At 71.6% G+C, this 24,284-nt stretch carries 25 protein-coding genes; 9 read left to right on the top strand and 16 right to left on the bottom strand.

Annotation, left to right across the window (positions count from 1 at the left end; translation table 11 throughout):
• Nucleotides 1-100: 100 nt before the first annotated feature.
• The 5 genes from ACZ66S_RS13835 to ACZ66S_RS13815 form a co-directional block, all read right to left on the bottom strand.
• On the bottom strand, nt 101-1,057 hold the full coding sequence (locus ACZ66S_RS13835) for a GlxA family transcriptional regulator (RefSeq protein ID WP_469901696.1): 957 nt from the start codon (nt 1,055-1,057) through the stop codon (nt 101-103).
• Nucleotides 1,058-1,077: 20 nt separating this feature from the next.
• A complete protein-coding gene (locus ACZ66S_RS13830; RefSeq protein ID WP_469901695.1) occupies nt 1,078-1,506 on the bottom strand; it encodes an OsmC family protein in 429 nt (142 codons plus the stop codon).
• Nucleotides 1,507-1,589: 83 nt separating this feature from the next.
• On the bottom strand, nt 1,590-2,570 hold the full coding sequence (locus ACZ66S_RS13825) for a TAXI family TRAP transporter solute-binding subunit (RefSeq protein WP_469901694.1): 981 nt from the start codon (nt 2,568-2,570) through the stop codon (nt 1,590-1,592).
• A complete protein-coding gene (locus ACZ66S_RS13820; RefSeq protein ID WP_469901693.1) occupies nt 2,567-3,958 on the bottom strand; it encodes a sensor histidine kinase in 1,392 nt (463 codons plus the stop codon). The genes ACZ66S_RS13825 and ACZ66S_RS13820 overlap by 4 nt, the downstream gene beginning before the upstream one ends.
• A gap of 10 nt (nt 3,959-3,968) precedes the next feature.
• On the bottom strand, nt 3,969-4,631 hold the full coding sequence (locus ACZ66S_RS13815; protein WP_469901692.1) for a response regulator transcription factor: 663 nt from the start codon (nt 4,629-4,631) through the stop codon (nt 3,969-3,971).
• Nucleotides 4,632-4,837: 206 nt separating this feature from the next.
• Here ACZ66S_RS13815 and ACZ66S_RS13810 point away from each other — a divergent pair, with 206 nt between their 5' ends.
• From ACZ66S_RS13810 to ACZ66S_RS13800, 3 genes are read left to right on the top strand one after another with little or no spacing between them, the layout of a single operon-like run.
• Nucleotides 4,838-5,863, top strand: coding sequence for an amidohydrolase family protein (locus ACZ66S_RS13810; protein ID WP_469901691.1), 1,026 nt, complete (start codon nt 4,838-4,840; stop codon nt 5,861-5,863).
• Between the two features lie 5 nt (nt 5,864-5,868).
• Nucleotides 5,869-6,786, top strand: coding sequence for an amidohydrolase family protein (locus tag ACZ66S_RS13805; RefSeq protein ID WP_469901690.1), 918 nt, complete (start codon nt 5,869-5,871; stop codon nt 6,784-6,786).
• 42 nt (nt 6,787-6,828) lie between these two features.
• Nucleotides 6,829-8,187, top strand: a complete 1,359-nt coding sequence (locus ACZ66S_RS13800) for an MFS transporter (RefSeq protein WP_469901689.1) — start codon at nt 6,829-6,831, stop codon at nt 8,185-8,187.
• 149 nt (nt 8,188-8,336) lie between these two features.
• Here ACZ66S_RS13800 and ACZ66S_RS13795 read toward each other — a convergent pair whose 3' ends face one another.
• From ACZ66S_RS13795 to ACZ66S_RS13775, 5 genes are read right to left on the bottom strand one after another with little or no spacing between them, the layout of a single operon-like run.
• Nucleotides 8,337-9,689, bottom strand: a complete 1,353-nt coding sequence (locus ACZ66S_RS13795; protein ID WP_469901688.1) for a cytochrome P450 family protein — start codon at nt 9,687-9,689, stop codon at nt 8,337-8,339.
• A 52-nt stretch (nt 9,690-9,741) separates the two neighbouring features.
• Nucleotides 9,742-10,350 carry a GTP-binding protein gene (locus ACZ66S_RS13790; protein WP_053853024.1) on the bottom strand — a complete coding sequence of 203 codons (609 nt, stop codon included), beginning with the start codon at nt 10,348-10,350 and terminating at the stop codon, nt 9,742-9,744.
• Entirely contained in the window at nt 10,322-10,699 is a 378-nt protein-coding gene (locus tag ACZ66S_RS13785; protein WP_053853025.1) for a DUF742 domain-containing protein, read from the bottom strand. Before ACZ66S_RS13785 ends, ACZ66S_RS13790 begins: the two co-directional genes overlap by 29 nt.
• The gene (locus tag ACZ66S_RS13780) at nt 10,696-11,097 is read right to left on the bottom strand and encodes a roadblock/LC7 domain-containing protein (protein ID WP_469901687.1); all 402 of its coding nucleotides are present in this window, start codon (nt 11,095-11,097) and stop codon (nt 10,696-10,698) included. Before ACZ66S_RS13780 ends, ACZ66S_RS13785 begins: the two co-directional genes overlap by 4 nt.
• On the bottom strand, nt 11,094-12,281 hold the full coding sequence (locus tag ACZ66S_RS13775) for an ATP-binding protein (RefSeq protein WP_469901686.1): 1,188 nt from the start codon (nt 12,279-12,281) through the stop codon (nt 11,094-11,096). Before ACZ66S_RS13775 ends, ACZ66S_RS13780 begins: the two co-directional genes overlap by 4 nt.
• 449 nt (nt 12,282-12,730) lie before the next feature.
• Here ACZ66S_RS13775 and ACZ66S_RS13770 point away from each other — a divergent pair, with 449 nt between their 5' ends.
• Nucleotides 12,731-13,657, top strand: a complete 927-nt coding sequence (locus ACZ66S_RS13770) for a GNAT family N-acetyltransferase (RefSeq protein ID WP_469901685.1) — start codon at nt 12,731-12,733, stop codon at nt 13,655-13,657.
• A 23-nt stretch (nt 13,658-13,680) separates the two neighbouring features.
• Here the strand turns inward: ACZ66S_RS13770 and ACZ66S_RS13765 are convergent, their stop codons facing one another.
• The gene (locus tag ACZ66S_RS13765) at nt 13,681-14,844 is read right to left on the bottom strand and encodes a serine hydrolase domain-containing protein (RefSeq protein WP_469901684.1); all 1,164 of its coding nucleotides are present in this window, start codon (nt 14,842-14,844) and stop codon (nt 13,681-13,683) included.
• 318 nt (nt 14,845-15,162) lie between these two features.
• Nucleotides 15,163-17,208 (bottom strand): DUF1996 domain-containing protein, encoded by a 2,046-nt coding sequence (locus ACZ66S_RS13760; protein ID WP_469901752.1) that lies wholly within the window; start codon nt 17,206-17,208, stop codon nt 15,163-15,165.
• A gap of 263 nt (nt 17,209-17,471) precedes the next feature.
• Here ACZ66S_RS13760 and ACZ66S_RS13755 point away from each other — a divergent pair, with 263 nt between their 5' ends.
• A complete protein-coding gene (locus ACZ66S_RS13755; protein ID WP_469901683.1) occupies nt 17,472-18,041 on the top strand; it encodes a 3'-5' exonuclease in 570 nt (189 codons plus the stop codon).
• A 32-nt stretch (nt 18,042-18,073) separates the two neighbouring features.
• Here the strand turns inward: ACZ66S_RS13755 and ACZ66S_RS13750 are convergent, their stop codons facing one another.
• A complete protein-coding gene (locus ACZ66S_RS13750) occupies nt 18,074-18,469 on the bottom strand; it encodes a contact-dependent growth inhibition system immunity protein (protein ID WP_469901682.1) in 396 nt (131 codons plus the stop codon).
• Nucleotides 18,470-18,730: 261 nt separating this feature from the next.
• Between ACZ66S_RS13750 and ACZ66S_RS13745 the strand changes: the two genes are divergently transcribed.
• Genes ACZ66S_RS13745 through ACZ66S_RS13735 form a run of 3 tightly spaced genes read left to right on the top strand, consistent with a single transcriptional unit; the run spans nt 18,731 to nt 20,396 of the window.
• A complete protein-coding gene (locus ACZ66S_RS13745) occupies nt 18,731-19,405 on the top strand; it encodes a nucleotidyltransferase family protein (RefSeq protein ID WP_469901681.1) in 675 nt (224 codons plus the stop codon).
• On the top strand, nt 19,402-19,674 hold the full coding sequence (locus ACZ66S_RS13740; RefSeq protein WP_469901680.1) for a BON domain-containing protein: 273 nt from the start codon (nt 19,402-19,404) through the stop codon (nt 19,672-19,674). The genes ACZ66S_RS13745 and ACZ66S_RS13740 overlap by 4 nt, the downstream gene beginning before the upstream one ends.
• A complete protein-coding gene (locus ACZ66S_RS13735; protein ID WP_469901679.1) occupies nt 19,671-20,396 on the top strand; it encodes a metallophosphoesterase family protein in 726 nt (241 codons plus the stop codon). Before ACZ66S_RS13740 ends, ACZ66S_RS13735 begins: the two co-directional genes overlap by 4 nt.
• A gap of 40 nt (nt 20,397-20,436) precedes the next feature.
• Here the strand turns inward: ACZ66S_RS13735 and ACZ66S_RS13730 are convergent, their stop codons facing one another.
• Complete coding sequence (locus ACZ66S_RS13730) at nt 20,437-21,627, bottom strand: amidohydrolase (RefSeq protein ID WP_469901678.1); 1,191 nt, start codon at nt 21,625-21,627, stop codon at nt 20,437-20,439.
• Between the two features lie 291 nt (nt 21,628-21,918).
• Between ACZ66S_RS13730 and ACZ66S_RS13725 the strand changes: the two genes are divergently transcribed.
• Nucleotides 21,919-22,482 (top strand): hemerythrin domain-containing protein, encoded by a 564-nt coding sequence (locus ACZ66S_RS13725; protein WP_469901677.1) that lies wholly within the window; start codon nt 21,919-21,921, stop codon nt 22,480-22,482.
• Nucleotides 22,483-22,760: 278 nt separating this feature from the next.
• On the opposite strand, the gene ACZ66S_RS13720 is transcribed toward ACZ66S_RS13725, so the two are convergent.
• Both ACZ66S_RS13720 and ACZ66S_RS13715 read right to left on the bottom strand, forming a co-directional pair.
• Entirely contained in the window at nt 22,761-23,288 is a 528-nt protein-coding gene (locus ACZ66S_RS13720) for a hypothetical protein (protein WP_469901676.1), read from the bottom strand.
• A gap of 129 nt (nt 23,289-23,417) precedes the next feature.
• Nucleotides 23,418-24,200, bottom strand: coding sequence for a maleylpyruvate isomerase family mycothiol-dependent enzyme (locus ACZ66S_RS13715; protein ID WP_469901675.1), 783 nt, complete (start codon nt 24,198-24,200; stop codon nt 23,418-23,420).
• Nucleotides 24,201-24,284: the final 84 nt, after the last annotated feature.

Here is a 24,284-nt window from a genome sequence, read left to right as displayed (position 1 = left end):
CCTATGTCCACCAGGCTCGCGCGCGGCGTCGCTCGCTGACAGTGGCGGGATCGCCACGGTTCAAAAGGATCGCGCCAGGCGGGCGGGCGCGCGGTGGGGGCTACTCGCCCCGGGTGAAGGTGCGCCGGTACTCGCTGGGCGTCGTCCCCAGGATCCGCTGGAAGTGCGTCCGCAGATTCGCGCCGGTTCCGAGTCCGACGTCGGTGGCGATCTGCTCGACGCTGCGCTCCGAACGCTCCAGGAGCTCGCGGGCCAGGTCGATGCGGGCGCGCATGACCCACTGCATCGGCGTGTAGCCGGTCTCCTCGACGAAGCGGCGCGAGAACGTGCGCGGCGACACCGCGGCCTGGCGCGCCAGGATGTCGAGGGTGAGGGGTTCCCCGAGCCGGTGCAGGGCCCACTCCCGGGTCGCGGCGAAGCGCTCGCCGAGCGGTTCGGGCACGCTGCGCGGCACGTACTGCGCCTGACCGCCGCTGCGGTAGGGGGCCGCGACCAGGCGTCGGGCGGCGTGGTTGGACGCGGCCACGCCGAGGTCGCCGCGCAGGACGTGCAGGCACAGGTCGATGCCGGAGGCGGCGCCGGCCGAGGTCAGCACGCTGCCCTCGTCGACGAAGAGCACGTTCTCGTCGACCCGGACGAGGGGGTGCTTGGCCGCCAAGGCCCTCGTGTAGTGCCAGTGGGTCGTGGCGCGCCGGCCGTCGAGCAGGCCGGTCGCGGCCAGGGCGAAGGCGCCGGTGGAGATGGCGGCGAGCCGCGCGCCCCGGGCGTGGGCGGCGACCAGGGCCTGGACGACGGCCGGCGGCGGGTCCTCGCGGTCCGGGAACCGGTAGCCGGGGATGAACACCAGGTCCGCCCACTCGAGCGCCTCCAGGCCGTGGGCGACGTGGTACGACAGCCCGTCCCCGCCGCTCACGAGCCCGGGTGCCGCACCGCACAGCCGTACCTCGTACGGCATGCTCGCGCGCGTGGTGAACACCTGCGCGGGGATGCCGACGTCCAGCGGCTTGGCGCCTTCGAGGACGAGAACGGCGACGCGGCGAAGGCGGGAGGCTGACACGGGGACAGGCTACGCAGAGGTCAGGCGCCCTCGATGGTCGCGGTGACCGGTGTGCCGATCTCGACCGTGCGGCTGACCGTGCACAGGCGGTCGTGGGAGGTCTTCACCGCCCGGGGCAGGATGGCGCGGGCCCGGTCCGCGCCCTCGCCGTCGGGGAAGGTCACGGTGAAGGTGACGGCGAGGTCGGTCAGCCGGTTGCCGAGTTCGTCGGCGACCTTGTTGCCGCTCACGGCGATCGAGAAGGTGTCGGGCTCGCAGTGGCGGCTGGTGGCGAGGTCGACGTCGACCGCCGTGCAGCCGCCGAGCGCGGCGAGCAGCAGCTCGACGGGGGTGAACTCGCTGTCGGAGCCGGTGCCGAAGCTGATCGTGCCGCCCCGGGTGTTGGTGGCGGTGAAGTGGCCGGTGCTGGTGCGCTCGACGGTGACGGACCGCGCGGAGTTTTCGCTCATGACGAGGACATTAGTGCGGGGTGCCGAACGGCGCCCACGGGCCCTGGACCGTGCCGGGCCACCGGGTGCACGGGGCGCCCGTCTCATCCGTGCAACGACCGGTACGCCTCGACCGCCCCGGGGTGCAGCGGGACGCTGCCCGTGCCGATCAGGCTGCGGACGTCGAGGAACTGGGCGCCGACGGCGCCCTCGGGGACGAAGGCGGGGGCGCGCAGGACGAGGAGGCGGGTGAGGGCCTCGGCGGTCTCGGCGGAGAGGTCGGGGCGGCAGACGAGGAGGTTGGACACGCCGATGGTGGCGACACCGGCGGCGGCCCGGTAGGCGTCCTGCGGGAGTTCCACCTCTTCGAGACCGGAGGCGGCCAGCCCCTCGGGACCCGCGATGCCGGGCAGCAGGTCGGCCAGGGGCAGGAAGCGCAGCCCGGGGTTCGCGTCGAGGTTGGTGAGGGTGGGCAGGGGTACGCCGCCCGCGACGAGCAGTCCGACGACGGAACCGGTGCGCAGCTCGCGGGCCGCGTCGGCCAGCCGCAGGTGGCGCACCGGGAGGTCGGTCCCGGGAGTGAGGCCGGCGGCGTGCAGGAGGCGTTCGCCGAGCAGGGCGGCGCCCGAGCCAGGGGCGCCGAGCGAGACGGGGTGGCCGGCGAGGTCGGCCACCGAGCGCACGGGCGCGTCGGCCCGGACGGCGAACTGGAGGTAGGTCTCGTAGACCCGCCCGATCGCGCGCAGGGGCACCGGGCGGGGGAACAGCGTCGTGTCCTGGGCGGCGCGCGCGGTGTCGGTGAGGACCAGCGCGAGGTCGGCCCTGCCGTCGCGGATGAGCTCGATGTTGGTGATGCTGCCCGCGGTGGTGCGGATACGGCAGCTCAGGCCCGGGTGCGCCGCCTCCAGCTCGGCGGCGAGGAGGCGGCCGAAGGCGGCGTAGAACGCGGTGGGTTCACCGGTGGCGAGCCGCAGGATGCCGCGGGGGCCTGGGCGCCGGGTGGAGGTGTCGGCGGTCAGGGCGCCGCCGAGGGCCGCGGCGGCGGTGAGGCCGAAGGCGCCGCGCAGTGCGGTACGGCGGTTCACCGGGGTCCTCCGCTCGGCAGGACGGCGCGGGCCCTCAGGCCGTGCGGGTGGGCCGGGGTCAGTTCGAGGCGGCCGCCCCTGCCGGCCAGGAGCTGTTCGGCGATGGCGAGGCCCAGTCCGGTGCCGGAGGTGCCGTTCTGCCGGGTCGAGCGCCAGAAGCGGGTGGTGGCCTGCCCGAGCTCGTCCGGGGTGAGGCCGGGGCCGTCGTCGGTGACGGTGAGGAGCGTGTGCGGGCCCTCGGTGGTGCAGCGGAGTTCGACGTGGGCGCCGTAGCCCGCGTACTTGATGGCGTTGTCGAGGAGGACGTCCGTGATCTGGGCCAGTTCGTGGTCGGTGCAGGCCGCCGCGGCGGGGGTGTCCGCCGTGACGGTCAGGTCGACGCCGGCCCGGTGGGCGACCGGTTCCCACACGCGGTGCTGGGTGAGGGCGACCTCGGCCGCGTCGCAGTGGGCGTCGAGCGGGTCGGTGACGTTGAGCTCTCCGGCGCGGTGCTCGGCGGTGGCGAGCGTGAGCATGTCGTCGAGGAGGGTTTCGAGGCGTTCGAGTTCCGTGGTGACGCCCTGGTAGGTGCGGTCCGCCGAGTCGGGCAGGTGGGCGGAGAGGGCGTCCACCCGCAGGCGGAGCGCGGCCATGGGGTTGCGCATCTGGTGGGAGGTGTCGGCGACCAGCCGCCGCTGCTGTTCCAGGGCTGCGGTGACCGCGCTCGCCATCCGGTTGAAGCCGGTCGCGAGCTGACGCAGTTCGGGCGGTCCCCCGGCCCGGGTGTGGTCGGGCGGCAGGCCCGCGGCGAGCCGGCCGACGGCGCGGTCCAGGCGGCGCAGGGGGCTGACCACCCAGCGGGTGGCGGCACGGGCCAGGACCGTGCAGGCGAGCGCGACCAGGGCGGTGCCGGCCAGGACGGCGCTCCACCGCCAGGTGATGTCGTCGGCCGCCGTGCCGACCGAGGCGCGCAGCACGACCGCTCCGGAGACCTGGGTGCCGGTGCCGGCGGGTTCGGCGAACATGCGGGGGGCGCGTGACCAGGGGTGCAGCGAGCCGGTGGGGTGCGCGGTCTGGTTGCGCAGGGCAGCGTCGACGAGCCGCGCCACCTCGGGGTCGGAGGCGTGCATGCCGCCGGTCTCGACGACCGCGCGGCGGCGCGTGTCGGTAACGACGAGGGGTTCGCCGTAGAGCTGGGTGTAGCGGCGGGCCTCCGCGGTGAGCGCGGAGGTGTCGCCGGTGCGGGCGGCCTGGTCCATGAGGGAGGCGAAGCGGTCGAGGTCGGAGCTGCGGGCCAGGACGAGCTGCTGGGTGCGGTCGGAGGCGGTGAACAGCAGCAGCGGGACGGCGAACGCGGCCACCGCGAGGACGCCGAACATCAGCAGCACGGCCTGGACCCTGGTACGCACCCGCGGTTCCTCAGTCGCCGAGGCGGTAGCCGAAGCCGCGGATCGTGGTGAGCAGTTCGGGGCGGCCCAGCTTGGTCCTGAGCTGGGTGAGGTGGACGTCGAGCGAGCGGGAGACCGCGTGGTAGGCGTCGCCCCACACCTCGTCCAGCAACTGCTCCCGGCTGACGGCGGTGCCCGCCCGGGCGGCGAGCACGGCGAGGACGTCGAACTCCTTGGTGGTCAGCTCGACCGGGGCCCCGGCCACCCGGACGCGGCGTGCGTCGAGGTCGACCTCCACGTCGCCGACCCGGACCGCCGGCAGGGACGAGGACTCGCGGCGGGACGCGGTGCGGCGGGTGACGGCCTCGATGCGGGCGAGGAGTTCCTTGAGGCGGACCGGCTTGACGAGGTAGTCGTCGGCGCCGAGCCGCAGCCCGCGCACCACGGAGCGTTCGTCGCCGCGGGCGGTGAGCACGACCACGGACATGTCGCTCACCGTCCGCAGCTTGCGCAGCACGTCCAGGCCGTCGGTGTCGGGCAGGCCCAGGTCGAGCAGGAGCAGGTCGGAGCTGCGGTGGTAGGTCAGGACGTCCCGGCCGTACCGCACCCGCCGGGTGACGTGCCCGTGGTCGTAGAGGACCTCCACGAGCGCGGCGGCCACTCCGTCGTCGTCCTCGGCCAGAAGTATGTCCACGCCGCCCGCCTCCTTTCGGCCTCCACTGCGACGCGACCCGTGTCCGAAAGCCATGGGTCACGGTCCGAATGTAGACCACGTTCCGGTGAGCCCCGCCGCTCTGTTAAGGAGACGTTAGTTCTGTGCCGGGCGCTCTCCCGACGCCTCCGACCTGGTCCGACGCTGCTCCCGTCGACGACGACGCCGTAAGACGGAGGTAGCAGCACATGATCATCGACTGTCACGGGCACTACACGACCGCGCCCCCGGCGCTGGAGGCGTGGCGGTCCCGGCAGGTGGCCGCGCTCGACGATCCGGCGGCCGCCCCGGCCCGGTCCGACCTGCGCGTCGGCGACGACGAGCTGCGGGAGAGCGTCGAGCCGAACCAACTGCGGCTGATGGACGAACGCGGCATCGACCTGACGGTCTTCTCGCCCCGTGCCTCCTTCATGGCCCACCACATCGGCGGCTTCGAGACCTCCGCCGCCTGGGCCGCCGTCTGCAACGAGCTCTGCCACCGCGTGGCCACCCTGTACCCGGAGCGGTTCGCGCCCGCCGCGATGCTCCCGCAGTCCCCCGGCGTCGACCCCGCCACCTGCGTCCCGGAGCTGACCCGCTGCGTCGAGGAGTACGGCGCCGTCGCGGTGAACCTCAATCCCGACCCCTCCGGCGGCCGCTGGACCGCTCCCCCGCTCACCGACCGCTCCTGGTACCCGATCTACGAGAAGCTGGTCGAGTACGACATCCCGGCGATGGTGCACGTCAGCACGAGCGTCAACCCCGCCTTCCACACCACGGGCGCCCATTACCTCAACGCCGACACCACGGCGTTCATGCAGCTCGTCCAGGGCGACCTCTTCGCGGACTTCCCGACCCTGCGGCTGGTCATCCCGCACGGCGGCGGAGCGGTCCCCTACCACTGGGGGCGTTTCCGGGGCCTGGCGATGGCACTCGGCAAGCCGCCACTGGAGGAGCACGTCCTCGGGAACGTCTTTTTCGACACCTGCGTGTACCACCAGCCCGGCATCGACCTGCTCTTCGACGTGATCCCCGCGAAGAACATCCTGTTCGCCTCGGAGATGATCGGCGCGGTCCGCGACGTCGACCCGTGCACCGGCCACCACTTCGACGACACCGGCCGCTACGCCGAGGCCGCGAAGCTGCCCGCCGACGACCTGGCCGCCGTGCAGGAGCACAACGCGCGTGCCGTGTACCCGCGACTGGACGCCCTGCTGCGTCGACAGGGGCGCTGATCCGCGTGCACCTGCTCTCCCCCAAGTCCCCCGGCTGGCTCGACTGGTACCCGGACCCGTCGGTCCCCGCCTTCCGGCTCCCGGCCGGCACGGTCGACACCCACTGCCATGTCTTCGGCCCCCAGGCGCGGTTCCCGTTCGCACCGGAGCGGAAGTACACGCCCTGCGACGGCGGCAAGGAGCAACTCTTCGCCCTGCGCGACCACTTGGGCATCGCCCGCAATGTCGTCGTGCAGGCCACCTGCCACGGCGCCGACAACAGCGCCATGGTCGACGCGGTCCGCGCGGCGGGAGACCGCGCGCGGGGCGTCGCGACCGTACGGCCCGACGTCGAGGAGGCCGAACTGCGGTCCCTCCACTCGGCGGGCGTCCGCGGTGTGCGGTTCAACTTCGTCCGCCGGCTGGTGGACACCGCCCCCGAGGACGACCTGCGCACGATCGCCGCGAAGATCGCCCCGCTCGGCTGGCACGTCGTCCTGTACTTCGAGAGCGCCGACCTGCCCGAACTCGCCGGTTTCTTCGCGTCGTTGCCCACCCCGCTGGTGGTGGACCACATGGGCCGCCCGGACGTCACCCAGCCCGTGGACGGCCCGGAGTTCAGCCGGTTCCTGCGCTTCGTCGACGCCAACGACGTGTGGGTGAAGGTGACCTGCCCCGAACGGCTCAGTGTCACCGGGCCCGCCGCCCTCGACGGTCAGCGCAACGCCTACACCGACGTCGTGCCGTTCGGCCGCCGTGTCGTCGAGGAGTTCGGCGACCGGGTGCTGTGGGGCACCGACTGGCCGCACCCCAACCTCACCGACCACATGCCCGACGACGGGCTCCTCGTCGACCACGTCCCGCACATCGCTCCCACCGAGGAGCAGCAGAGGCGGCTGCTGGTCGACAACCCGATGCGCCTGTACTGGCCCGACGAGGCCTGAGGACGTCCCCGCCTTCCCCTCCCACTCCGACAAGGGCCGCACATGCAACGAGCCAACGCGCTGAACCGGCTGGACCGACTGCCGGTCTCCCGCTTCCACAAGGTCACCCTGCTGGCCGTGTCGTTCGCGTACTTCTTCGAGTTCGCGGACATCAACACCTTCGCCACCACCGCCCCGAAACTGATCGACCTGTGGGGCATCACCGTCGACCAGATCGCCTACGTCACCTCCCTGTCGTTCGTCGGCATGTTCATCGGTTCCATCGTCGCCGGGACCATGGCCGACCGGTGGGGCCGCAAGCGGACCCTGCTGCTGACCACGCTGTTCTTCGGGGTGTTCTCCTTCGCCTCGGCGTTCTCCTGGGACCTCGTCTCGCTGGGCGTGTTCCGTGTCCTGACCTCGGCGGGGCTCGCGGCGATGACCGTCGTGGCGGTGATCTACGTCAACGAGATGTACCCGTCCGCCGTCCGCGGGAAGTTCCAGGCGTACGCCATCGTCATCGGGATCTGCGGCACCCCGGCCACCAACCTCATCGCGAGCGCGGTCGTCCCGCTCAGCGACTGGTCGTGGCGGCTGGTCTTCCTGTGGGGCTCGCTGGGCCTCCTGCTCGTCCTGTTCACCCGGCATCTCAAGGAGTCGCCGCGCTGGCTGGAGAGCCGGGGCGAGCACGCCGCCGCGGACGAGGTCCTGCGGGAGATCGAGGCACGCGTCGGCGCCGAGAAGGGCCCGCTGCCCGAACCGGCGCCGCCCGTCGAGGAGGCCCCGGCGGCCAAGGTCACCCTGCGGGTGCTGCTCCAGCGGAAGTACCTGATGCCGACCCTGCTGCTCACCGTGCTGTGGGTGACCCAGACCATCGGCTTCTTCGGCTACTCGAGCTGGGCACCCACGCTGCTGGCCAAGGAGGGCTTCAGCGTCGAGAAGTCCGTCTTCTACGTCGCCCTCACCACCGTCGGCGCCCCGCTGGGCTCCTACCTCGCCGCCCTGGTCACCGACCGGTTCGAACGCAAGTGGTGCCTGGTCGCCTTCGGCGCGGTCATCGCGCTGTGCGGCCTGCTGTACGGGCTGACCTTCAACCCGCTGCTCATCGTCGTGTTCGGCTTCCTGGTGAACCTCTTCGAGCGCGGCTACACGGCCCTCGGGTACGCCTACTCCCCCGAGCTGTTCGACACCCGGGGCCGCTCCCTGGGCACGAGCGTGTCGTACGGGCTGGGACGCCTCTCGAACGCGGCCGGTCCCCTGATCGTCGCGGCCCTCTACAACGGCCACGGCTACCAGAGCGTCTTCTACTTCATCGCGGGCACCTGGCTGGTCGGCGCGATCGTCCTGGCCGCCTTCGGTCCCCGCACCCGGCCGAAGCGCGTGCCGGTGGACCAGCCACGACGGGAGAGCGTGGCCGGTTGACACCTCCGGTGGAGGCCGAGGGGCATCCCTCGGCCTCCACCGTTTGCGTGGGCCCGAGCGGCGGGACCCCAGAACGAACGCGGGTGCCGGAGTGGGGACTTGTGAAGTGTCAGTCCTCGCTCCGGCACCGGTCGGGCGGCACTAAGCCGTCACACACGGAAGATCTCGAGGAAGCTGCTCCAGAAGCCCTTCTTGGCCGGCTTCTGCGCGGTCGGCGCGGGAACGCGCGCCGCCTGCTGGGGCTGCTGGACGACGGTCGGGCGGGGCGCGGTGGGCACGCCGTACGCCGAGGCCATCCGGGTGGCCGGGGTGGGGCTGAACTGCACGGGGAGGGTGGCCAGGGCGCGGTGGAACGGGCCGGGGCGCCACTGGAGCTCCTGGGCCGGGACGCTCAGGACCAGGTCGGGCAGCGCGTTGAGGATCAGCTCGATGGCGGTGACCGCGATGACCTGGGCCGGGCTCTTGGCCGGGCAGGCGTGCGGGCCGGCACCCCAGGCGAGGTGGGCGCCGCGGCTGTGGGCCTGGCCCGAGGAGGTGAGCACGGGGTCGCTGTTGGCTCCCGCGAAGCTGATGACCAGCGGGGAGTTCGCCTGAACCACCACTCCGCCGAGGTCGACGTCCTGGAGCGGGAAGTGCGTCGCGTAGTTGGCGATGGGCGGGTTGTTGAGCAGGACGTGGTCGAGGGCGTCCTCGATCTGCATGCTCGGCCCGTCCTCGCCCTCCCGGTCCAGGAGCAGCAGCAGGGAGTTGGCGATGAGATTGCGCTCGGGCTCCACACCGGCGCCGATCAGCATCACGAGCTGGTCCTTGAGCTCCTCGTCGCTGAGACCGGCGGGGTGCTGGACGAGCCAGGAGGTGATGTCGTCGCCGGGTTCGCGGCGCTTGAGGGAGACCAGCTCCATGAAGCAGGCGGTGAGTTCGTCGCTGGCCTTCAGCGCGTCCTTGCCGTCGAACATGTCGGCCATGGCGCTGGTCACCCGGTCGCCGATGGCCGCGGGGCAGCCGAAGAGCTTGTTGATCATCAACATCGGCAGCAGCTTGGCGTAGTCGTTGATCAGGTCCGCCCGGCCCCGCTCGCTGAACTGGTCGATGAGGTAGGCGGCGATCGGCTCGACGTCGCGGCGGATGCGGGTGACGTTGAGCCGGTCGAGGCTCTCGGTGACCGCCTTGCGCAGCCTGAGGTGCTGGGCGCCGTCCGTGAACAGGCAGTTGGGCCGGTACGCCATCATCGGCAGGACGGGGCTGTCGAGGGGGACCCGGCCGTCGTTGAGGGCGGTCCAGCGGCGGCCGTCGCGGGCGAACAGGTTGGGGTTCTGGAGCACGCGCAGGGCGGTCTCGTGGTCGACGACCAGAGTGGCGTCGACGCCCGGGGCCAGTTCGACCGGGCCGGCGGGGCCGTGCGCCCGGAGGTAGTCGTAGACCTTCTTCGGGTCGGCGGCGAAGGAGCCGTCGTACATGGGGCATCTGGCCGCACCGGCGGCGGCCGTGTCGTGAACGTCCATGTCTGTGTCCTTTGGTGGCCCGGACCGTGCGGTCCGGGCGGGGGGTGGTGGTTCAGGCTGCGCGGTCGAGCAGGTGACGCACGAGGGCGATCAGGGCGCGGGCGGAGGAGCGCTGGTCGCGGGCGTCGCAGTAGATGACGGGGGTGTCCGGGAGCAGGTCGAGCGCTTCGCGGATCTCCGCCTCCTCGAAGTGGCTGGTCTGCGAGAAGGTGTTGACGGCGATCGCGTACTCGAGGCCGTACTCGTCGATCAGGTCGATGACCGGGAACGTCTCCTCCAGCCGCGAGGGGTCGACCAGGAGCAGGGCGCCGAGCGCGCCGCGGGCCATGTCCTCCCAGAGCTGCATGAAGCGCTGCTGTCCGGGGGTGCCGAACAGGTACAGCACCAGCTCGTCGCTCAGCGTCAGCCGGCCGAAGTCCAGCGCCACGGTGGTGGTCGCCTTGTCCGGCGCCCCGCGCAGGTCGTCGACGTGCATGGACGCCTGGGTCATCTTCTCCTCGGTGCGCAGCGGAGTGATCTCCGACAGAGACCCGATGAAGGTCGTCTTGCCCACGGCGAAGTGTCCGACCACCAGGATCTTCGCGGCGGTGGTCACCTCGGCGGAGACGTAGATGGAGCCGTTCGCCCCGGGGTCAGCCGATGTTGAGGGTTTCGAGTCCATGCAGAACCTTCTCGAGTATCGCTCGGGGAACGTGCTGGGCGGGGGCCGGTTCAGCGCGGCGCATGAGGTGCCCCTGCTCGAATAAATCGGACAGCAGCAGCCGGGCCACGCCGACGGGCAGGCCGAGATGGCCTGCGACTTCGGCGACCGACAGGTAGCCGCCCGAACACAGCTCCCAGATGGCACGGACCTCGGGGCCGGCCCCGAGCGGCAGGGTCCGGTCGGGGGCGATGCACACGAGGGTGTGCAGGGCCAAGTCGTCGTCGGAGGGGAGACGACGGCCACCCGTGATGACGTAGGAGCGGACGAAGTCGCTGGTTACCGGTGCGTCCTCGCCTGGCCAGGTCATGCGTCCACGCCGGTGTGCTGGCGCGGCGCGGCGCTCATCGCCTTGGTCAGCGCGCCCACCGTCTTCTGCATCCGGATCGACATGGCCTCCATGTCGACGTCCAGGGCGGTCGAGACGGCGAGGTAGGAACCGCTGCCCCCGGCGATGAGGAAGATCCATCCGCCGTCGAACTCGATCAGTGTCTGCTTCCACAGGCCCTTGCCCCCGCCCACGAAGGGGGCGACGCTGCGGCACAGCGACTGCAGGGAGCTCATCGCGGCGGCGTTCCGTTCGGCGTCGTCACGGACGATGCCGTCGGACCGCTGCATCAGCAGGCCGTCCGCCGAGACGAGGATGGCGTGACGGGCTCCGCGTACCTCGAGCACGTCGTTCAGCACCCACGACAGGTCGGGATTCACTGGTTCTGAGGTCCTTCCGTGTTGTCCGAGTCCCGCCCGAGCAGGGTTCCGCGAGCGAATGCCTTGAGCCGTGAGGCGGTCTCCTCGCCGGCCGCGTCCAGGTCGGCCACGTCCGCGCTGGGCGTGGCGACCACGGAGACGGTGCCGTTGCGACGGCGCCGGCGCTTGGGCAGGCCGCCGGCCGTCTGTCCGACGACCAGGGAGGCGACCGGGGTCGGCTTGACCGCCGCGGGCTCGCTGTCGTGGTCGTCGAGTTCGACGGGTGCCGGTGCGGGCACGTCCGCCGTCAGAAGGTTCTCGGGCACCCGGATCACGGCACGCACACCGCCGTAGGGGGAGACCGCGTCGACCGAGACGTGGAATCCGTAGTGGGCGGCGAGCTTTCCGGAGAGGGCGAAGCCGAACTTGGGCGGGTCACCGAGGCTCGTGATGTCCACGGATCCGCCGGAGGTCAGCAGGGACGCGGCGCGGGCCTTGGTCTCCTGGTCCATGCCGAGGCCGGCGTCGTCGACGATCAGGCAGATCCCGGTGGGGACGGCCTGGATGTTGATCTCGACGGGGGTGCCGGGGGCGCTGTACTTGGTGGCGTTGTCCAGCAGTTCGGCCAGAACCATGGCGACCGGCTCGACCGCCCGGCTGGTGATCGCGACGTTGGCCTGCGAGTGGACCTTGACCCGGTCGTAGTCGCGGATCCGCCCCTGGGCGCTGCGGGCGACGTCGTACACCGAGGCGTCCCGGTCACGCCGGCCGAGCCAGCCACCGCAGAGCACCGAGATGCCCTTGGTACGGCGGCTGAACTGGCTGCCGGTGTGGTCGACCAGCATCAGGTCGGCGAGGACAGCGTTGTCATCGCCGTACTTCTGCTGGAGTCCGTCGAGCAGCGCCAACTGCTCCTCGGCGAGGGTCGCCAGGGTGCCGACGGCCGACTTCAGGGTCGCCTTGGTCGCCGACTCGGCGTCCTTGCGCACCTCTTCCAGGTCCGCGGCGTGCCGGGTGCTCACCGACGAGTAGGTCGTCTGGAGCTCGGCGAGCTGACCTCGCACACTCGCCATGTCGCCGTGCAGTTTGTTGTTGTTCGCGCGGAGCTGGATGTTGGTTCTCCGTGCGCGCATCACTGCGAGAACCGCAGCGATGAGTACCACGAGCAGGACCCACAGGAGTGGATCTTCGAACAATGACGTCATGAGACTCTCTTCAAGTCGCCTCGCGTCGGGAGACTGACCGTGCATGGGACCCCGGAAATGCCCACCGCCGTGCGGCGCGGGCCTTACCGGCGGACCAACCGTCACTCCTTCACGATGGGGCCGTTTTGGCTGTCCCCCGTACGCGCGTATGACGCGTCATCAGCCTACTGAAAAGTGTAATGATCTTATCAGTCGTCACAGTGTCAACAGGCGTACCAGTCGCCACACTTGACGACTCTCCACAAAGAACCCGCAAAGGCCTCATCGACCGCCGTCGGCGGTCGTCACCGCCCGCGCTCCGGACCCGCAGTGGTGGCCGCACGGGATCCCCTGTTCGGGCCGCTCGTCCATGATCAACGGCCGCAGCCTACCAAGGCGGTGAGAACGCTTTCCCCTCGCTCGGGGAAAACTCGTTTGCGGCCGGCGCGGCCGCCCCCGACCCTTGCCTCATGCCCTATCTCCTGCGCGCTGCCGCGCCCACCGACGCGCCGGCCGTCACCGAGTTGCTCAACGAGATCGACCGGATCGAGATCGGGCGGCCCGAGACCGACCTGCACACGGTGGAGTCCGACCTGGCCCACCCCGAGGTCGACCTCGACCGCGACTCCTGGCTGGCCTTCGACGGACCGCACCTGGTGGCGTACGCCCTGGTGTGGGACGACTCGAAGGGCGAGCGCATCGACGCCGACCACTACGTCCTGCCCGACCACCAGCAGGCCGGCGAGCTCCTCCTGGCCGCGGTCGAGACCCGGGCACTGGAGAGGGCCCGAGCGAACGGCGCCGCGAGGGCCGTGCTCCACCTGCACCTCAACTCGGCCCCCACGACCGACCTCGCGCTGATACGGGCGCGCGGATGGTCGGCCGTACGCCGCTATCACGTACTGGAACGGCCGCTGCGGGCCGACCAGGACCTACCGCCCGAGCCGCCCGCGGGAGTGCGGGTGCGGGCCTGCGCCGACGAGGCGGACCAGAAGCAGGTGTACGCCCTCTACCAGGCCGCGTTCGCCGAGCACTTCGACTTCCAGCCGCGCGCGTACGAGCAGTGGCTGGCCGACATCCACGCGGACCGGCTCGACTGGTCGCTCGTGTGGATCGTCTCCACCGAGGACCTGGGGGACGCCGGCTTCCTCATCTCCCGCGACGACCGCGAGGCCATGGGATGGATCCGCAGCCTGGGAGTCGCCCGCGAGGCCCGCGGCCGGAGCCTCGGCGGACTGCTGCTGCGGCAGGCCTTCGCGGCGTTCGCGGCCCGCGGGCGGGAGACCGTGGGACTGGGCGTGGACACCGAGAACGCCACCGGCGCCCCCGCGTTGTACGCGCGCAACGGAATGTCGGTCCATTACGCGGTCGACACCTGGGAAATCGTGTTGGACTGAAAAGCGAACGCCGCGGGAAATCCCTATTGATTCTCGTCGCGCAACAACGCGCAGACGAAGTTCTCCTGCAGTGCTCGCATTTTCTGCAGCCCCTGCGCGTCCGAGGACTGGGTGATCTGGGCGGTGACGGAGAAGGTCAGTGATCGATGGCCGTCGGGGGTGGCCGCGATCAACTGGGTATATCCGAGCGTGTTCCCGGTGTGACCGAGGACGACTCCGCAGCGCGTCTGGTAGCGGAAGACGGCCAGACCCGCGGAGTTGCGGCCCGGACCGGCCGGTTCGGACGAGCCCGCGACCCACTGCCGCTGCTGCTCGACGGTCGACCGGTCGTAGAGCCGTCCGGCAGCATAACCCCGGATGAACCGGGTCATGTCGGCCGGAGTGGAGACGATGCCTCCGGAGGCCCAGACACCCGACATGCCGATGACCTCGCTGACGTCCTGCGGGGACCCGGCCTCACTGACGTCGTAACCGTGCAGGTATGGCGTCGGCATCCGGTTGCCCTGCGGGAGACTCGTGGACCCCAGCCGGAGCGGTTCGTAGACGAGGTCACGCAGAAGGTCCTCGTACGACTTGTGCGTCACCGCCTCCGCCATGAGCGCTACGGCGATGTTGTCCGAGTTCGAGTAGCGGTACTCCGAGCCCGGCTTGAACAGCAGCGGGTCGTCGGCGATGTAGTCGAGCAGGCGCCGGGAGTCGAAGTGGTGCAGGGGGTCGGCCCGCAGCTCGTCGAGGAACCCGTCGCTCTTGGAGTAGTCCGGCAGACCGCTGGTGTGGCTCAGAAGTTGACGGAGCGTCACTGAGGCCCAGGCGTCCGGGAGTTGAGGCAGCCGTTCGCCCAGGGTGTCGTCCAGGCGCAGGGTGCCGCGGTCGGCCAGGGTGAGGGCCACCGCCCCGCTGAAGGCCTTGGCGGTGCTCGCGATGCGCATGTGGTCGTCGGGGCCGGGCGACCGGTCCGTGTCCACGTCGGCGACCCCGGCGCGTACGACCCGGGTGCCGTTCTCGGTCCGCAGGACGGCGATGGCTCCGGGCGGGCCGCCTGTGCGGTTCACGAAGGCGTCGAGCTGGCGCTGGAGCGACTGGTCGCCCGACGGTTCGTCGGCGGCACCGGCCATGGTCGGGGCCAGCGCGGTGAGGCAGACCGCGAGGACGGATGCCGCTCGCAGACGGGATCGGCGTAGAGACATGGGTGCTCCCGGAAGTGGGGACGTCATGGCCCGCCGAGCGTCACCGGGAGCGACCATGCCCTGCTTCCCGGGCAACAGTGCACGGACCACTGGCGGGGCCACGGAGCGGTGCCGTGAATTCACCCCGCCGGAGGTACGGTCCGAATTCGGTTTCCCAGCCCAGAATAACCACGTCGATTTCGAGCTGCCATGTGGGCCGTCTCAGGCGCTCGACGCATCGGCGCCGGCGCCGGTCGTTCCGCCGGAATGAAAGAGGCTGCCCGCCGGTGGAATCACCGGGCGGACAGCCACTTCGCTACTCGGTCGTACCGGTCGGTGTCACATCGAGCGGCGGCTGGTGCGTCGCAGGAGGACGAAACCGCCGATCAGGAGGACCGCGCCGAGTGCGGCCGGCCACAACTGGGTGCCGGTCTCGGCGAGACTGCCCTGGTCGCCCTGAGGTGCGGGCTGGGCGATGGCGGCCGGGCCGCTGGGGGCGGTGTTGTCCTGGGCGACGGGCTGGGTGGACTCGTCGTCGCCGTTGGCGTTCGTGTTTTCGTTGCCGTTGCCGTTGCCGGTCTCGGGCGACGGGGCGGTCGTGCTGTGGGCGGTGGGTGAGCTGTAGGTCTTCGGCTCGTCCTCCGTCGGGGCGGTCGTCTGGTCGCCGGCCGGGGCCTCGGCCGTCTGGGTCGGCTGCTGCTGCGGCTCGTCGTCGTTTCCGGGGTTGTCCTCGGAGCCGTTGTCGTTGCCATTGCCGTTGTCGTTCCCGGTACCGGGGTCCTGGCTGGCGCCGGGGTCGGGGGCTGTGCCGCCGCCGTTGTCACCGTTGCCGTCGTCGCCGCCGTTGTTACCGTTCCCGTTGTCGCCGCTGTTGTCACCGTTGCCGTTGTCGCCGCCGTTGCCCGGGTCGTCCTGGCCCGTGCCCGCGCCGCACTTACGGCCGTCGTTGATGCAGCCGACCATCTCGTTCATCAGGTTCTCGTCGAACACGTTGATGAAGTCGCCGTGGTCGGTGACGGGCTTGTGGAGCTGCTCCGGGAAGGAGTCGACCGCGAACAGCGGGGTCGTGCGGCCGCCGTCGTTCAGGCTCGGCGCGTCGACGTCGTAGACGATCCGCTGGACCAACTGCGGGATGGCCTGGAAGCCGTTCGCGCAGGTGCCGTCGTTCTGGGCGAACGCCACGTGGGTGCGGTGGTTGGCGCTGTCGATGTTGCGGCCGTCCCAGCAGCTCTGGAACTTGAAGGTGCGCACCACGTCACTGCCCTGCGGGCACAGCGGGTACTTGTCCTTGAGCTGCCGGTCCTCGAACCCGGTGCAGCTCCAGGACGCGTTGGCGTTGGCGGGCCCGTTGACGAAGGCCTTGGCGTCACCGGTGATGATGCGCAGCAGCCGCGGCATGGCGGTGACCTTGCTGCGGGGGTTGCCCACGAACGTCAGCGTCACCTCCTTGGGGGTGACGATCTCGCCGGCGTTGCCCTCGATGCCACCGCCGGGCTTGGCGGCGTCCTGCTCCTGCGTGCCGTTCTGGAGCCGGATCACGGGCCAGTAGTACGTGGACTTGTCGCCCTGGTCGACACAGCTCGTCTCGGCGTCGGCCAGGTCCTGGTCGCTGGCGAAGGCGGTGTTGGACTGGTTGCCGATGTAGTCGTGGAAGTGGTGGGCGCCGTTGGAGACACCCGGGGCGACGATGACGTTGTCCGAGTTGAACAGGCCGCCCGCGTTCACCCCGCAACTGGTGACGAAGGTGCCGCGGGAGGCGTCGCCCTGGGGAGCGGCGGCCTGTGCGGCGGGCGGAGCGGACTTGATGTCGGCGTAGTCGGCAGCGACGGGACCGTTGCCGGCCTGTCCGCCGTTGCCCTGCTGCTGGTCGCCCTGGTCCTGGCCGTCGCCCTGCTGACCGTCCTGGTTCTGGCCCTCCTGGTTCTGACCGTCGCCCTGTTGGTCACCCTGCTGGTCGCCCTGCTGCTGACCGTCCTGCTGCTGGTCCTGGCCGTCGCCGTTCTGGTTCTCGGTCTCGCGCAGGGTGCAGTCGGTCATGTCGCCGAGGCCGTCCTGCTGTTGACCCGCGCCCTGGAGAGCGGCGGTGATGCGCTCGATCGTGGCGGCGCGGTTCTCCTGGAGCGGCTCGACGATGCGGCTCTGCGCGGACTCGCGGCTGTCCACCGTCGGGTCCTGGAGCTGCCGGTAGGCCTCGGCTATCTGCTGGTCCAGAGAGGCGAGTTCCTTGTCCACGTCCGCCCTCGACGCGTCGGGCACGTCGGTGAGCGTGTCACCGACGTCGGGGCAGTCGATCGTGACGGCTCCCCACGACGTCTGCTGCGGTGTGCCGCTCTCCGTGGCGGAGGCGTACACGTTCGCCGCGACCAGGCCACCACCCCCGAGCATCAGGGCTACTGCGGCGAAGGTCGCACGTCGTGCGCCTGTCGGTCGTCTGCGATTGCTGCGTCCCACGGAACTACTCCTGCGCGTGTCGGCTGTCCGGGCATGCAAATCCCTCGCCCCATACGGACGGGGGGCCCGGTGTGTTCAAGCGCCTCGGAAATTCACAGCACCCTCATACGGAACATCGGGTTCCACCATCCCCTCCCGAACCCCTGTGCAGGGAAAACGAGATGACTCGCACACGCCCGCGTCCTACGGTTCTCGGCATGGACAGCACGGCCGCCGGGCGCCTCCTGAACGTCGTGGACGTCGAAGCCACGTGCTGGCCCGGCTCCCCTCCGCCGCGCGCGGTCAGCGAGATCATCGAGATCGGGCTGACCGTCGTGGACCTGTCGACCGCCGAGCGCGTCGGACGGCACCGGATCCTGGTGCGCCCGGTCCGGTCCGAAGTCAGCGCGTTCTGCACGGAGTTGACGGGACTCACCCAGGAAGAGGTGGACGGGGGACTGCCGTTCGAGCAGGCGTGTCGACTGCTGGCCGCCGAACACTCCTCCGGGGCTCGCCCGTGGGCGAGTTGGGGCGACTACGACCGTCACCAGTTCACCCGGCAGTGCGGGGCCACGGGGACGCCGTACCCCTTCGGCCGCCGCCACACCAACGCCAAGGCGGTCTTCACCGAGGTCCACGGCCTGCGCAAGCGCCCGGGCATGGCCCAGGCCCTCACCCTCGCCGGCCTCCCCCTGGAAGGCCGCCACCATCGCGGCGAGGACGACGCGTGGAACATCGCCTCCCTCGTGCTCCACCTGGCGGAGCGCAACGGCTGGCCTTCGCGATGAACGACCGCGAGGCAGCCCGGCGCCGGCGCGGCCTACAGAGCGAGGAACCGCTCGACGTCGCGCCGCACAGGCAGTGCCGGATCCCTCAGCTCCGAGACGATCAGACGAAGCTCGCGCCCGAGCTCGGGTGATCGGCTCCATGTCTCCGGGCTCCTGGTGAGTACGGCGGCCAGCAGATCGCCCGCGTACATGTCGCCCTCCGCCATCGGGTCGGCCCGGAGCACCTCCAGAGCCAACGGCAGGACATGGGCGAGACCCACGTCCTGCCTGATCAGCAGGCGCAGGTCCTCGACGGTCAGCTCGCCGACGGGCTTGCGCCGCAGCGCGTGCACGGTCGCCACAAGACGGGTCGCATCACCCGGCGGGGCCGGCCAGGGATCGCCTTCCAGCTCCTCAAGGGACCGGTCACGGTTCAGGCGTCGCGTCACCGGGGGATGGTCCCACGCCGGGCCCGACGGCCGTGACGGGCCTGGCCTCGACCGTGGGGTGGTGACTCACGCCGCGCCCTCTCCGCGAAGCCCCACGCTCCCCGCCCCCTAAGCCACACGCTCCCACTCCGGTGCCCGAGACTCCCCGGGGCACGAGGCTCCCCACCCCCGAGTGCCGCCGTGTCGAAGCCCTGACCCCGGGTACCCGGGCCTCGCCGTCACGGCCCCTCGGGTGCGGGGCCGTCCAGGAAGGGGGCACTGATGACGCAGCACGCCGACGACGACGTCGACCGCCACGGAGGCGCCGCCGCACTGCGACTCGCGACCGGAAGCGCAGCCGACGCGCTCGCCGCGAGTCTGCCTGTCGACCGCAACCAGGCGATCCTGGAGGCGGCCAAGCAGGTCGGCGCGATCCTGAAACGGGAAGGGCACCCGTTCGCGCTCGCCGGCAGTGTCGCCGTGTACGCGCACGGCGGCGCCCAGAATCTCCAGCACGACGTCGACTTCGCCATCCTCCCCGAGGACGCGCCGTCCGTGGCCGACACCCTCCGCGAGGCGGGTCTGGAGGTCCGGACACCTCCGGAGGACTGGCTGCTGAAGGCCGACTGCCTGGGCCAGCAGGTCGACCTGATCTTCGAGCTTGCCCACCAGCCGGTCACGAGGGAACTGCTCGCGCGGGCCGACGAACTCTCGGTGGACTCGGTGTTCATGCCCGTGCTGTCACCGACCGACCTGCTGCACAGCCTGCTGTCCGCGTTCTCCGAGCACCACTGCGACTTCGGCGCCGTTCTGCCGATCGCCCGCGCACTGCGCGAGAAGGTCGACTGGGACGCCGTACGCCGGGGCTGCGGCGACGCGCCGATGCCGGACGCGTTCTTCTACTTCCTGGAACGGCTGGAGGTCATCGAGCCGAGGCGCGAGGAGGAACGCTCATGAACGGGTCCGCGCCCGAGCACTCCGAGGAGAACATCGAGTACCGGGTCGCCCACCTGCGCGACCGGCTCGCCGCCGAGGAGCTCGGCGAGCTGGGAGTCCGCGCCGAGGTGCGGGCCGGTGCGGTCGTGGTCACCGGGACGGTGCCGTCCGCGCAGTGCCGGGAGACCGTGCTGCGCACCGTCCGCGAGGAGCTGGCGGGGCTGTCCGTGCACACCGACGTGGTGGTGGCGGAGACCGCCGCGCCCGATCATGCGGAGGAGCTGCCGTGATCCGCGTCGCCGCCGTGGGGGACATCCACATGGGACTCGAGAGCCAGGGCGTGCTGCGCCCCGCCTTCGAGACCCTGCCCGACTGTGCCGACCTGCTCCTGCTGGCCGGGGACCTCACCCGGCACGGCACACCGGAGGAGGCGCGGGTGGTGGCCCAGGAGGTACGGGACCTGCCGGTGCCGGTCGTGGCGGTCCTCGGCAACCACGACCACCACGACGAGCAGCCCGAGAAGGTCACCGCCCTCCTGGAGGACGCCGGTGTCCGGGTGCTGGAAGGCGAGGGGACCGTCGTCGAGTACGGCGACACGCGCGTGGGCATCGCCGGCACCAAGGGGTTCGGCGGCGGGTTCGTGGGCCGCAGCGCCGGCGAGTTCGGCGAGCCGCTGATGAAGGAGTTCGTACGGTACTCACGGCGCTGCGCGGACGGACTGCGCACCGCGCTGGAGGAACTGGAGCGGCAGGGCTGCGAGACCCGGGTCGCGCTCACCCACTTCTCCCCCGTCGCCGACACGCTCGCCGGTGAGCCGCCGGAGATCTACCCGTTCCTCGGCAGCTATCTGCTGGCCGAGGCGATCGACACCGCGGGGGCCGACCTGAGCGTGCACGGACACGCGCACGCGGGCACGGAGCACGGGATGACGGCCGGCGGCGTGCGGGTGCGGAACGTGGCCCAGCCCGTGATCCGACGGGCGTTCAACGTGTACCACCTGCACGCCGACTGAGGACCGCCACCAGGGCGTCCGTTTGCGGCTGAGCGCCTCCTCAGCCGCGGACGGACGCCCTGTCGTGGTCCTCCCAGGCCGCGTCCCGCAGCTCCGGGCGCAGCAGCACCTCCGCCGCGGTGCAGGCCAGCGCCTCCGCCGCCGCGAGCATCACCTGCCGACCGCGCTCGGAGCCGGACGCGACGGCGAACTCGGGGGTGTGGTCCGAGCCGTCCTCCTCCATGATCGCCACGAAGGGGTGGATGGCGGGCACCCGTCCGCTGACGTTGCCGACGTCGGAGGAGCCCAGGTAGACGCCCGGTGCGGGCGGTGTCATCGCGATGCCCGTCCCGGCCAGGTGGCGGGCGAACCGGGCCGAGAGCACGGTGCTGTCCCGGAAGTGCTCATAGCGCGGTGTGGCGCGTTCCACCGTGACGGTCGTGCCGGTCGCCCGGGCCACCCCCTGCGCGCAGGTCAGCAGCTCCCCCGCCAGGTCCTCCAGGGCTGCCGTCGTCACCGCGCGCAACCCGAACAGGCCCTCCGCGTACTCGGGGACGATGTTGGTGGCCCTGCCGCCGTCCGTGACGATGCCCTGCACATGCGAACCCTCGGGCAGCCTGCGCCCGACCACGGCCAGTGTGTTGAACAACTGGATCAGCGCGGCGAGCGCGTCGATGCCCTCGGTGGGGTTGCCGGTCGGGTGGGCGGCGCGACCGCGGAATCCGACCCGGTACTGGGCCTGCGCGGTCAGCGGCGCCCACTGCCAGTTGTGCACCCCGGGGTGGAACATCAGCGCCGCGTCGACGTCGTCGAACACCCCGGCGTCGGTCTCGGCGACCTTGCCTCCGCCGCCCTCCTCCGCGGGTGTGCCGATGGCCCACACGGTGCCCGCGTCGCGGTCGAGGACCGCTCGGGCGGCCAGGGCCGCGCCCAGTCCTGCCGCGGCGATCAGATTGTGGCCGCACGCGTGGCCGAGGCCGGGCAGGGCGTCGTACTCCAGCATCAGGGCCACCGCGGGACGGGTCCTGGTGCCGGAGCGGGCGGTGAAGGCGGTGGGGAGTCCGGCGACGTCGCGCTGCACCTCGAACCCGGCCCATTCCAGTTCCCCGCACAGCAGCGCAGCCGCCCGGTGCTCCTCGAAGGCGTACTCCGGGTCGGAGTGCAGCATCCGCGCCATGTCCCACAGCCGATCCGCCCGTGCGGCCACCTCTCCGCGCACTCGCGCGAGCACCTCGTCCACGGCGTCGGTCACATCGGCCTCCCAGCAGCGTCGTACGCGTGTGTCCCGGTGCGGGTTCCTTCCAGCGGCCCGCCTTACACCCGGGGCACCGCAACGGGCCACGGCTGTTCACGAGCGGACGGCGGGAGTTCCCGGGGGAGGCCTCGACGATGGCGGCCGGCCGAAGGTGCGGAGCCGCGGGCGCTGCGCCGGACGAGCTGGACCCGCACGTTGACCAAACAGCCGTCCCCGCAGGTCCTGACAGGCCTGTGACCAGGCATAGAGGGTGCGGCGGAGGGCACCCGGGGGGCGGAGGTGAAGAACATGGGACACGGAGGAAACGTCATCGACGAGCTGGTGACCGATCACCGCGAGGTCGAGGACCTGTTCGGGAAGATCGAGGCGCTGGCGCCCGGTGAGAAGAACCGGAAGGTGTACGCCGACCAGGCCACCATGGAGCTCGTCCGGCACTCGGTCGCGGAGGAGGAGTACCTCTACCCGGCGGTGCGGGAGCATCTGGTCAACGGGAACACCATGGCCGACCGGGAGATCGAGGACCACTCCAAGGCCGAGCAGCTCATGAAGGACCTGGAGCGCTGCGAGGCGGACGATCCCGAGTTCGACCGGCTCGTCGGCGAGTTGATGACCGAGGTCCGCTCGCACATCGCCGAGGAGGAGGAGACCCTCTTCCCGCAGTTGCGTGTCGCGTGCTCGGAGAAGGAGCTGAACGAGCTGGGCGACAAAGTGCGCCGTGCCAAGAAGATGGCGCCGACCCGCCCGCACCCTTCGGCCCCGGACACTCCTCCGGCGAACAAGCTCCTCGCACCGGGAACCGGCCTCGTAGACCGCCTCCGGGACGCCCTCTCGGGCCGCGGCAAGGAGGACTGAGGCCCGGGGACGGCGGCGGGCACGGCCGGCATCGGAGCAGCGCCGACCACGCGAGACGGCCGTACCGGCCACAGCACGGAATGGCGGCGGGCACCGCGAGGGCCACAGCCCCGATGCCCGCCGCCGTCCTCAAGCCACAAAAGCCGCATCCCACCCCAGCCGAGCCAGCAACAGCACAGCCACGCTCGCCAGCAGGTCCGGATCGCGGAGCGGGGCCGCGGCGAAGCGACCGTTCCGGCAGCGCCACGCGGGCCAGCCCCCCGGCCCCGCCGCTGGCCTCAGGCCGCCAGCGCCTCGCCCCGCCCCAGCCGGGCCAGCAGTTCGTCGCGGTGCAGGTCGGCTACGTTCGCGAGCAGGTCCGGGTGGCGGAGCAGGGCCGCGGCGCTCCGGTCCGTGACGTCCGGGGCGAGCAGGCGGCGGAACGCGGCCGGTGAGCCCTTGGTGTGGTCGCCCTCGGCGAGGTCGGCCACCGCGCGTTCGGCCAGCTCGGGGTCGGTGAGCAGACAGGCCGCCCAGCTCGCCACGACCTCGTCCACCCAGGTGCGCCAGGCGTGCTCCTCGGTGTCCCGGTCGGCGGCGGTGTCCGCGCCGGTCACCCAGTCGAGACGGGCGGAACCGCCCGGGCCCGCCAGGCCGACGAGCGCCGCGTCCATCGCCGTCGGATAGCGCAGCCACGCGGCGACCGTCACGGCCTGCCGGGCCTGCACCTCGCACAGCGCGGCGGCCAGCGCGCCACCGGTCGGCGGATAGGCGCGGGTCAGCCAGTGGGCGGTCGCCGCGATGACCGGAGAGAGATCTGCTTGCACTGCCGGACCGTCCGAGGTGCTGGTGGGAGAGGGGACTGCGCGAAACCGTAGCCCGCGCCCCCGCCAGGACGACATGGCTCCGGCCTCACCCGGCACGTGGCCTCGGCCACACCCCGCCCCCTCGCGCGCCTACGCCTCCAGCCAGAACCGGGTGCGCTTCAGCCACAGCTCCAGCAGCTCCGCGTCCCCCCGCGTCCCGACCCCGGGCGCCGGGCGGGCGTAGAGGAACAGGAGCAGGTCCGTCACCGGCCCGCGTAGGGTCACCGCGGCCTCGCCGGCTCCGCGCCGCCAGGCCGGCCGGTCTCCGCCGAGGTCGAGCAGCCACTCCCCCGCCGCCCCCGCGTCGAAGGCCAGGGCCCGCCCGTGCCCGAGCAGCTCCGGCACGCCCGGCAGGGGTTCGTAGGCCTCCGGGACGGTGGCGAACTCCAGCCACTCCTCCACGGCGTCCACCGCGAGCGGCTCCTCGGCCACGAACTCCGCCCCGGTCACCAGGGCCGCGTCGGCGCGGTGCAGGAGGGTCTCGTACGTCATGCGCCGGGCCCAGAACATCGCGGTCTGCTGGACGAGTTGCTCGTCGGCGGGGGTCCACACCGGCACGTCGGGGCCGGCCGCGCGCAGGGTGCCGGCCAGTCGTGCGGCGCCCTCGACGAGCCAGTCGGCGAGCGCGGAGTCGTCGAGGTGGGCGTACGGGGCCGGGTCGTTGACCATGCCGTCGTCGACGGGCTCGGTGGCCCGGGTCCGGATGATGTCCTCGGCCCAGCGGTGGTCGCCGCCCACGTGCCGCAGCAGCCGGCCGAGGTCCCAGCCGGGGCAGGTGGGCACCGGAGCGGTCGGGTCGGCGCCCTCGACGTGCCGGACGAGCAGGTCGGTCTGGGTGACGACCGCGTCGCAGTACTCCTCGAAGGTCAACAACGCTTCCCCCTTCGCTGCACGATTCGTTATCCCTGCCACCTAACCTGACTCCCTCCGGTACCACCACCGAACAGAGGGAGACAC

This window comes from Streptomyces sp. NPDC107471 (genome assembly GCF_055582845.1).
This window is presented reverse-complemented; position numbering and strand designations above follow the sequence as displayed.

Coding starts and splice junctions, on each gene's coding strand:
- ACZ66S_RS13830 (WP_469901695.1), bottom strand. CDS start 1,506: ATGAGCGAAAACTCCGCGCGGTCCGTCACCGTCGAGCGCACCAGCACC.
- ACZ66S_RS13810 (WP_469901691.1), top strand. CDS start 4,838: ATGATCATCGACTGTCACGGGCACTACACGACCGCGCCCCCGGCGCTG.
- ACZ66S_RS13800 (WP_469901689.1), top strand. CDS start 6,829: ATGCAACGAGCCAACGCGCTGAACCGGCTGGACCGACTGCCGGTCTCC.
- ACZ66S_RS13795 (WP_469901688.1), bottom strand. CDS start 9,689: ATGGACGTTCACGACACGGCCGCCGCCGGTGCGGCCAGATGCCCCATG.
- ACZ66S_RS13790 (WP_053853024.1), bottom strand. CDS start 10,350: ATGGACTCGAAACCCTCAACATCGGCTGACCCCGGGGCGAACGGCTCC.
- ACZ66S_RS13785 (WP_053853025.1), bottom strand. CDS start 10,699: ATGACCTGGCCAGGCGAGGACGCACCGGTAACCAGCGACTTCGTCCGC.
- ACZ66S_RS13775 (WP_469901686.1), bottom strand. CDS start 12,281: ATGACGTCATTGTTCGAAGATCCACTCCTGTGGGTCCTGCTCGTGGTA.
- ACZ66S_RS13770 (WP_469901685.1), top strand. CDS start 12,731: ATGCCCTATCTCCTGCGCGCTGCCGCGCCCACCGACGCGCCGGCCGTC.
- ACZ66S_RS13765 (WP_469901684.1), bottom strand. CDS start 14,844: ATGTCTCTACGCCGATCCCGTCTGCGAGCGGCATCCGTCCTCGCGGTC.
- ACZ66S_RS13760 (WP_469901752.1), bottom strand. CDS start 17,208: ATGCTCGGGGGTGGTGGCCTGGTCGCGGCGAACGTGTACGCCTCCGCC.
- ACZ66S_RS13755 (WP_469901683.1), top strand. CDS start 17,472: ATGGACAGCACGGCCGCCGGGCGCCTCCTGAACGTCGTGGACGTCGAA.
- ACZ66S_RS13745 (WP_469901681.1), top strand. CDS start 18,731: ATGACGCAGCACGCCGACGACGACGTCGACCGCCACGGAGGCGCCGCC.
- ACZ66S_RS13740 (WP_469901680.1), top strand. CDS start 19,402: ATGAACGGGTCCGCGCCCGAGCACTCCGAGGAGAACATCGAGTACCGG.
- ACZ66S_RS13725 (WP_469901677.1), top strand. CDS start 21,919: ATGGGACACGGAGGAAACGTCATCGACGAGCTGGTGACCGATCACCGC.